This is a genomic window from Nocardia cerradoensis NBRC 101014 (assembly GCF_000308535.1).
Lineage (GTDB): Bacteria > Actinomycetota > Actinomycetes > Mycobacteriales > Mycobacteriaceae > Nocardia > Nocardia cerradoensis.
Window position 1 is genome coordinate 1 of sequence record NZ_BAFW01000330.1, and the last position, 7,093, is coordinate 7,093.

Annotated in this window: 7 protein-coding genes and 1 pseudogene; all 8 read left to right on the top strand. The window is 67.1% G+C overall.

The window, feature by feature from the left end; genetic code table 11:
- Positions 1-2,417, top strand: a pseudogene (locus tag ON23_RS28740) (hypothetical protein); the annotation flags it as partial.
- 9 nt (positions 2,418-2,426) lie between these two features.
- Positions 2,427-2,570 carry a hypothetical protein gene (locus tag ON23_RS38150; RefSeq protein WP_157170309.1) on the top strand — a complete coding sequence of 48 codons (144 nt, stop codon included), beginning with the start codon at positions 2,427-2,429 and terminating at the stop codon, positions 2,568-2,570.
- Positions 2,571-2,589: 19 nt separating this feature from the next.
- The gene (locus ON23_RS28745; RefSeq protein WP_039782115.1) at positions 2,590-3,834 is read left to right on the top strand and encodes a hypothetical protein; all 1,245 of its coding nucleotides are present in this window, start codon (positions 2,590-2,592) and stop codon (positions 3,832-3,834) included.
- Positions 3,831-4,844, top strand: coding sequence for a hypothetical protein (locus tag ON23_RS28750; RefSeq protein WP_051043510.1), 1,014 nt, complete (start codon positions 3,831-3,833; stop codon positions 4,842-4,844). Before ON23_RS28745 ends, ON23_RS28750 begins: the two co-directional genes overlap by 4 nt.
- The gene (locus ON23_RS28755; protein WP_039782117.1) at positions 4,841-5,512 is read left to right on the top strand and encodes a hypothetical protein; all 672 of its coding nucleotides are present in this window, start codon (positions 4,841-4,843) and stop codon (positions 5,510-5,512) included. The genes ON23_RS28750 and ON23_RS28755 overlap by 4 nt, the downstream gene beginning before the upstream one ends.
- A gap of 4 nt (positions 5,513-5,516) precedes the next feature.
- Positions 5,517-6,131 (top strand): DUF7172 family protein, encoded by a 615-nt coding sequence (locus tag ON23_RS28760; protein WP_039782119.1) that lies wholly within the window; start codon positions 5,517-5,519, stop codon positions 6,129-6,131.
- Positions 6,128-6,706 (top strand): DUF7172 family protein, encoded by a 579-nt coding sequence (locus tag ON23_RS28765; RefSeq protein ID WP_039782122.1) that lies wholly within the window; start codon positions 6,128-6,130, stop codon positions 6,704-6,706. Before ON23_RS28760 ends, ON23_RS28765 begins: the two co-directional genes overlap by 4 nt.
- Positions 6,707-6,709: 3 nt before the next feature.
- The coding region (locus ON23_RS28770) for a DUF7172 family protein (RefSeq protein ID WP_039782125.1) at positions 6,710-7,093 on the top strand (384 nt) is incomplete at its 3' end.

The following is a 7,093-nucleotide window of genomic DNA, read 5'->3' on the forward strand; positions in this document are numbered from 1 at the left end:
TCCTGTACGCGATCCGCGACATGATCGCCCGCGGAATACCTTTCACCTGGGACAACGGTCGGATCATCACGGACCTGGGGCGCGACAATCTCGACGCCTACGGGGCGGCGGTGAAGTCGAAGGGCATCGGCAACGTATCGCCTGAGGGTCTGTTCGATCAGCTGCGGCCGCGGTTCGCCACCGGCGGCGCGGTGGAGCCGTGGATGCTCCAGCTGCAGAAGGGTCACGACTTCGCGCGAGCGCAGTCGGGGCGGCCGTATCAGTGGGCGGGGCCGCGGTTCGTCGGCGACAGCTTCGACTGCTCGGGTTTCATGGGTTCGATCCTCGCGGCGATCCTTGGTCTGAATCCGTGGCAACGGTATTGGTCCACAAGCAGTTTCGCCGGGTACCCGCAGGTCGGTGCGCAGGGCCTGGTGAAGAACCTGCGCGATGGTGTCGGCATGCTCGTCGGCATCACCGACGACCCTGGCGGCCCGGGCGGCGGCCACACGGCGGGCGAGCTGCGCGCCATCCCCGAACTCGGGTATCCCGTGGCGCGCGTCGAATCCGGTGGCGCACTGGGCGATGTGCACTACGGGACCGGCACGCCGGTCGGTAGTTTCGCGTCGCTGTACGGCCTGCCGATCGGCGCCAACGGTTTCTTCCAGCCGACCACCGGCGGCGGCACCGGCCCCTCGGTATCCGACCAGCATGGGTTCCTGGCGCGGAAGATTTCTGATGTCATCACCGGTCTGATGGAGCCGATCAAACGGCGCGTGGACTCGGAAGTCGGTCCGCCGCCGCCGGAGTTCCGCAAGATCCCGCCCGAGTTCCTGCAGACCTTCGAAGACGGCAGTATCCATTACCTGACCGGTCTGGCGGACGGGCTGACCGATCTGTTGCCGTCCGCGTGGACGAAGGCGCAGGACGCCGGCCGGGCGGTGCTGGACGCGTTGAATCCGTTCGATAGCGGTGGTGTGGCGTCGGGTACCGGTTTCATGCCGAAGAACGTGATCGCGCCCGAACGCGTGCTCAGCCCCGAGCAGACGCGTCTGTTCGACGCGATGGTGATGAGCCTCCAGCAGATCGCGGGCGGCGGCCCAGGCGCGACCGACCCGGACCTGTTGACCAACACGGTATTCAGCGCTGGCGTGGACGCGTTGTCGCGTGCGCTGGGGATCCAGCAGCAGGAGCCGCGGAAGGCTCCGGAAGATCAGGCATTCCAGGAGCAGACCGCGGAGGCGATCTCCCAGACGGGCCAGATCGCGGCGCAGACCCGGGATCTGGTGCTGCGCACGCAATCCAGCCAGGAGCTGGTCACCCAGCAGCAGACCGAGCAGCTGCGCGCCGTGCTGACCGAGATATCCAACCGGGTGTCCGGCGGGGTGCTGACCCCGATCATGCAAAGCGCATTCGACTCCGCGATCGGTGTGGTGAAGGACTGGCTGGGCAGCGGTTTCGGGCTGGTCGTGGACGCGGCGAACGCGACCACGGCCGCGGTGAACAACCTGAACGGCACGGTGCAGACCACACCGGGCGGGAACAACCCGGGACCGGGCGCGGTGTCGCCGTTCGGCGCGCCGGGATCGGCGTTCGACGCGGTGGCCGAAATCAGCAAGGCGGTGCAGTCGGTGGCGCAGGCCGCCACCAGCGCGTTCCAGCAGGTCGCGCAACAGATCGCGAATGCTGCTCTCGCGCAACAAGATTCGAAGGTTCAGAACTCGCGGGGCACGCTCGGCAAAGACATCAGCGGCGGGCCACTGGTCGACATGATCGTCCGCCTCACCGGGGTGAATATCGAGATCCGGGACAACCTGGTCAAGGCGAACGACGAGATCAGGAGATTCCGCGGCGATCAGCAGGCGGCGTTCGATTCGACGGGCCGGATCGTCGCCGACACCGCAGACCTGATGCAGCGCAACGAGTCCAGCCGTGACCTGGTGATCCAGGAGATGAACCGGTTGAACACCGCGTTGATGAAAGCCGTACTGCGGTACCTGATTACCGCGGTGCTGATCCCGATTCTGACCGCGATCCTGTCGGCGATGATCCAGCTGGTGGTCACCGCGATCGGCGCGGCCATCGGTTCCATCATCCCCGGCATCGGCACCGCCATCGGCGCGGCGATCGGTGCCGTGGTCGGTGCTGCGCTGGCCGGCCTGGCGGCCGTGGTGGTGTCCGGGATCGCGGTCGGCGCTGGCGCGGCCATCGACAGCTTCGACTCCGGTGGTGTGGCGTCGGGTATCGGGTTCCTGCCGAAAAACACCATCTCGCCCGAGCGGGTGCTGTCGCCGAAGCAAACCGAGGACTTCGGGCGGCTCGTGGACGCGATGGAGTCGTGGGGCCGACGCGGCCCCACCACCATCAACGCCCCCATTCAGTACGTCGGCGCTGGCGGACCGGGCGCTGTCCGCGACTCCCTGTTGAGCCTGATGTAGGAGGCTGGTGTGGATCAATATCAGGTCGTTGACCTGGCGCAGCGGTCGGTGTCGAGCACTGGCGCTGTGCCGGAGGGTCACGAACCGGAGCCTTCGTATCTCGGTGTGGTCGGGCTGACCCCGCCGTCGCCCGTCGTCGCGGACGAGGAGTAGCGGGGTGTTCCGTGGCTATATGGCTCTCGCAGGCGCGGAGCTCACGAACACGTCGCGCCTGGTCGCGCACGCGCGTCCGGGTGTGCCGCAGTCGATGGAAGAGGCCCTGGCGCAGTGCCGATGCACGGTGCCGCGCGGCTACATCAACTACGACGATTCCTGGCCCGGCCTCGCTGTGTTCCTGGGCGATGAGCAGCCGTACACGCTGACGTCCGCGCCCTGGTATGACCCGACGATCCCGCAGAGCGAGGAATTCCTCGGCGTCTGGGTTACGGCGACGGATGGGTTCGGTCCGGCGCCGGTGGACCGGCAGATTTCCGACGCGATCTGCGCGGGCGGTGTGACCGGCGCGCATCGGGACAAGGCGCGTTCGCTGACCATCCAGGCGATTCTGATCGGCTGCACGAACGCGGGCGTTCAATACGGGATGGAGTGGCTGGGTTGCCGGTTGCGCGACGCCACCAGCTTGGCCGGGACCACTCTGGAATACCTTGCGGCGCACCCGGAGGATTCGGCCGCCGACCCTGCGCTGTTGCGGCGGGTGATGTCGCGGGTGGTCTACACCCGCGAGATCCGGGAAACGAAGTCGTTCGGCACGCGGGGGCGGCAGCACCGGCAGGGGGCGGTGAAGGCCATCGACTGGGAAATGGGTGTGCTCGACCCCTACGTGTACGGGCCGGCCACGTCGAGGACGGTGGTGTGGGGTTCGTCGGTCACCGAGTCCATCGAGTGGGCGCACCCGCCGGACTGCGAAGACCCCGGGTCGTGCGAGGAAATCCCGGTGCTGGCGTCGGCGGTGTGCGTCCCGGCGGTCGTGGATGTGGCCGCGGTGCAGCCGCCGGTGTGCGCGGGCTGTATCCCGGTGTGCGAGGTGCAGACCCGGGTGGCGCAGGTGCCGGCGGCGGAAGGTGTGATGTGCCGCGACGAAACGGTCACGCTCACCGTCACTGCCGGTGCCGACCTGGTCTCGGTGAATTTCTGGTTCCGGCCGTGCGGGTCGGACGCCGCCTGCGACCGGACCGGGTTCCTGTCGTTGGCCGGTATGCCGGCCGGGTCGACAATCGTCGCGGACAGCGTGCTGGGACGCCCCTACGGTTTGGTGAACGGTCGCCAGGTGCGGCAGGAGGGGATCGTTCACACTCCGACCGGCGCGCCGTGGACACCGGTGGTGTTGGATGCCGGGCAGTGCTGGGAGCTGGTGGCCCAGCACGAGCCGGGGATTGATTTCACCGTGCAGATCAGCGTGCGGGGGCGGCAGTCGTGAAGCTCGAAAACGCCGCGTTCGCTATCCATTCGATCGTGGACGGCTCCACGTTGGGCGCGCTGGAATGCCCGACCAGCTACACCTGGTCCCGCGAGCTGTGCGAGGTCAGCCGGTGTCAGGTACAGGCACCGCTGCAAGATCTGTCCACACGGATCACGCCGTGGGTGCACTGGATATCGGCGTGGCACGGCGGCGCGCTGCAATGGTTCGGCCCCGTCCAGGACGCAACGCGGGACCGCACCAGCATGCAGATCGACGCCCGCGACCTGTCGGCGCTGATGTGGCACACCCGCACCCAGATCACGCGGAAGTGGTCCCAGCTGAACGTCGCGAGCATCGCGGCCGACATGTGGCGGGACATGCTCACCTTCCACGGCATCGACGCCGAGCCGAAAGTGCTGCCCGCCCTCGCGACCGCATCCCGGTACGACGTGTCGGTGTCCGCGGACCTGCGGTACGTGCAGCAGGACATGGCCGACCTGACGAAGCTCGGGTTGCGGTGGACGGTGGTGCGGGGCCGGCCGATCCTGGGCACCCAGCCCACTGCGATCGCGGCCGAGCTGTCGGACTGCGACTTCACGGTCGGCATGAGCATCAAACGGTCGGGCGCGAAAACCGCCAATGACGTGCGGATCATGGGGAAGAACTCGGCGGTGACGGAGCGGCGGGAGCTGGCCGGCCTGCACCTCCAATCGATCGTCAGCCTGGATGATCTGTTCGGGGTCAGCAACATTCAGCGCGCGGCGGCGGAGTATGTGGGCCGGTCCGCGGTGATCCGCGACGAACTGGTGGTGCCGCAGTCGGCGACGCTCACCCCCGATGCGCCGGTGGAGCTGGACATGTTGGTGCCCGGCATCAACGTCACGGTGTCTGCACTGGGTCTCCGTACGATCCTGCGCCTGGATCAGGTGCAGGTGTCGGGCTCGTCGTCCGGCACGCAGGTGGCTGTGTCGCTGTCCACGCCGGACAATCCGACAGCCCTCGAGCAGGCGGGAGCAACGGTGCAATGAGCGGAACAGCAGAACCGGTCCGCCCGCCGAAGACCGATGCCGAATGGGCGCGCGACACCTCCCGCCGACTGGATTCAGTGGAGAATCCCACGTCGATGCGCGTCGGGGAATGGGTGTTCTCGACCAGCGCCGATGGCAGCCTCATCGTGTCGAACGTCAACGGCGGCTCTGTCGTGCTGGCCCGCCGGCCGGAGGGCGGGGAGAACGACCCGGACGCTATCCAGGACGACGCCGTCCCGGCAGTTTCAGTGGTGCGCAACGCCGCGCAAACCTTGCCCTCGGGCGGGGCCGCGGTGATCTTCGACGGTGCCCGGTTCCAGTCCGGCGGCGACTGGACGGGCGGCAAAACCACATTCGACGCGATCAACGCCCCGGTGTCCGGGATCTACCAGGTGTCGGGATCGGTGCATTTCCGCGACGGCAGCGGCTACTGGATGGTGATCGTTCTGGTGGATGACCAGCCGATGCTGTACGGCCGGATCTCCGACAACTCCGGACAGAACAACATTTGGCTCACCTCGCAGGTCAACGGCCTGCTGCGGGTGAACGCGGGCCAGAAGATCCAACTGTGGGCCGCCGCGTACTCCGGCCAGGGCATCGGGTCGACCACCCTCACCTCATCCCCGGTGCCGACAGTGTTCTCGATGTCGCTGGTACAGAGGAGCTGACCTGATGCCGAAAGTTTGTACCAGCCGCAACCTGTCGATCACCTCCGGTGTGCTGGGGATCGCGAAATGGTCCGCGCCGCGCCTGGTCGCCCAGCAGACCGCGACCTCCATCGGAGATGGAACGATCAGCAGCGCGGGCCTCACCTCTCAGCCGGGCCGGCTGATGATCGACACCTCTGTGTCGTGGACGTCGGATTCGCCGCTGGCGTCGGTGATGCGCCTGCAGGTGATCCGCAAGTACCGAACCCTGATCGCGTCGAACCCGAACGCCGTGCAGATCTGGGACAGCTGGAACGTCGGCATCGACCGGTCCGCGGTCACTCCCGACTCCTACAACCTGGTCAACTCGCTGACCACTCTGTCGTGGGACATGGGCACCGACCAGGCGTCCCAGCCGTTCTATGCGCGCATCCACCAGCACTACCCGGCCAGTGCGTCGGAGGAATGGTACGACCTGCCGGCGGGGTCCTCGATCCAGATCAAATACCGCGCCTACTGCTGGACGCCCCCACCGTGGAGCAACAACGCCAGCGCCAACAATCCGCTGCATGAGGCGTGGGCGCGCGGAGTGACGCTGCGGCTGTGGGCGTTCCCGACACTGGATGAGGCGGTTCGATGAGTATCGCGATCTGCTCGTCGGAGATGATGATCTCCGGCCCGCGTGGGACGGGGTTCGCGGAAGCGTGGATGCCGCGCATCGTCGCCGAGCGATTCACGACCAGCACCAAGGATGGGAATGTTCAGCGGGCACCGGACCCGGTGATTTTCATCGACGCGGAGATGTCGTGGACCAACGCGACCGGTTCCGATCAGCAGTGTTGGCTGTCGACGCATCGAGCACCGCGCACCATCATCGCGACCAACCCGAACACGTACGCCCTCGATGACGCGGTGAGTTCCGATATCGCGGTGTCCCCGAACGCCGTTGACCCGTACGCGACGGAGGACGGGATCGGATGCCGGGCCTCGATCACTCCGTTCGCGTTGAACCAGATCAACTACGGGCGGTTCTTCCGTGGCTGGGATGACAATGTGCGGTTCCAGTCGCTCGGGGTGGTGCCGGCCGGGCAGACCGCGCACATCCGATACCGCGCCCTCTATACGACGCCCGGGCAGTGGCGTGACCCGAATCAGGTGCTCCAGGTGGTGCGCGCCTACTGGGTGCGGCTGCTGCTGTGGGCGGCTCCGGAGTAGACGATGACCTGCGCAGATAGCAACTTCTTCGACACCACCGATGGTGTGCTTGATCCGCTGCGGCGGTGGCAGTGGGCGCAGCGTGCGACCGCGCAGGGTGGCGGCGCGACCTTCACCCCGGCCAACAACGCCTCCCCCGGCACGGTGCTGTTCACGGTGAATGTCACGTGGACGAACAACACTGGGGTCAGCCAGCAGGTGTATGCGCTGATGACGCAGGGCCCGCAACGGTATTCGATCGACGGCCTCAAGGACTTGACGATCCGCACCCGGTGGGGCGTCTCCTCCGGCACCTCCCCCGCCGATCCCACCCTGACCGACGAATCCCTGATGCGCGGATACGGGGACCTCGGCACCGGGTCAACCGGATCGGGTGGCGGCACTGCT

What these genes read in the sequence shown, in the direction of transcription:
- ON23_RS28765 (WP_039782122.1), top strand. Translation starts at nt 6,128, where the DNA reads ATGAGTATCGCGATCTGCTCGTCGGAGATGATGATCTCCGGCCCGCGT.
- ON23_RS28745 (WP_039782115.1), top strand. Translation starts at nt 2,590, where the DNA reads ATGGCTCTCGCAGGCGCGGAGCTCACGAACACGTCGCGCCTGGTCGCG.
- ON23_RS28755 (WP_039782117.1), top strand. Translation starts at nt 4,841, where the DNA reads ATGAGCGGAACAGCAGAACCGGTCCGCCCGCCGAAGACCGATGCCGAA.
- ON23_RS28760 (WP_039782119.1), top strand. Translation starts at nt 5,517, where the DNA reads ATGCCGAAAGTTTGTACCAGCCGCAACCTGTCGATCACCTCCGGTGTG.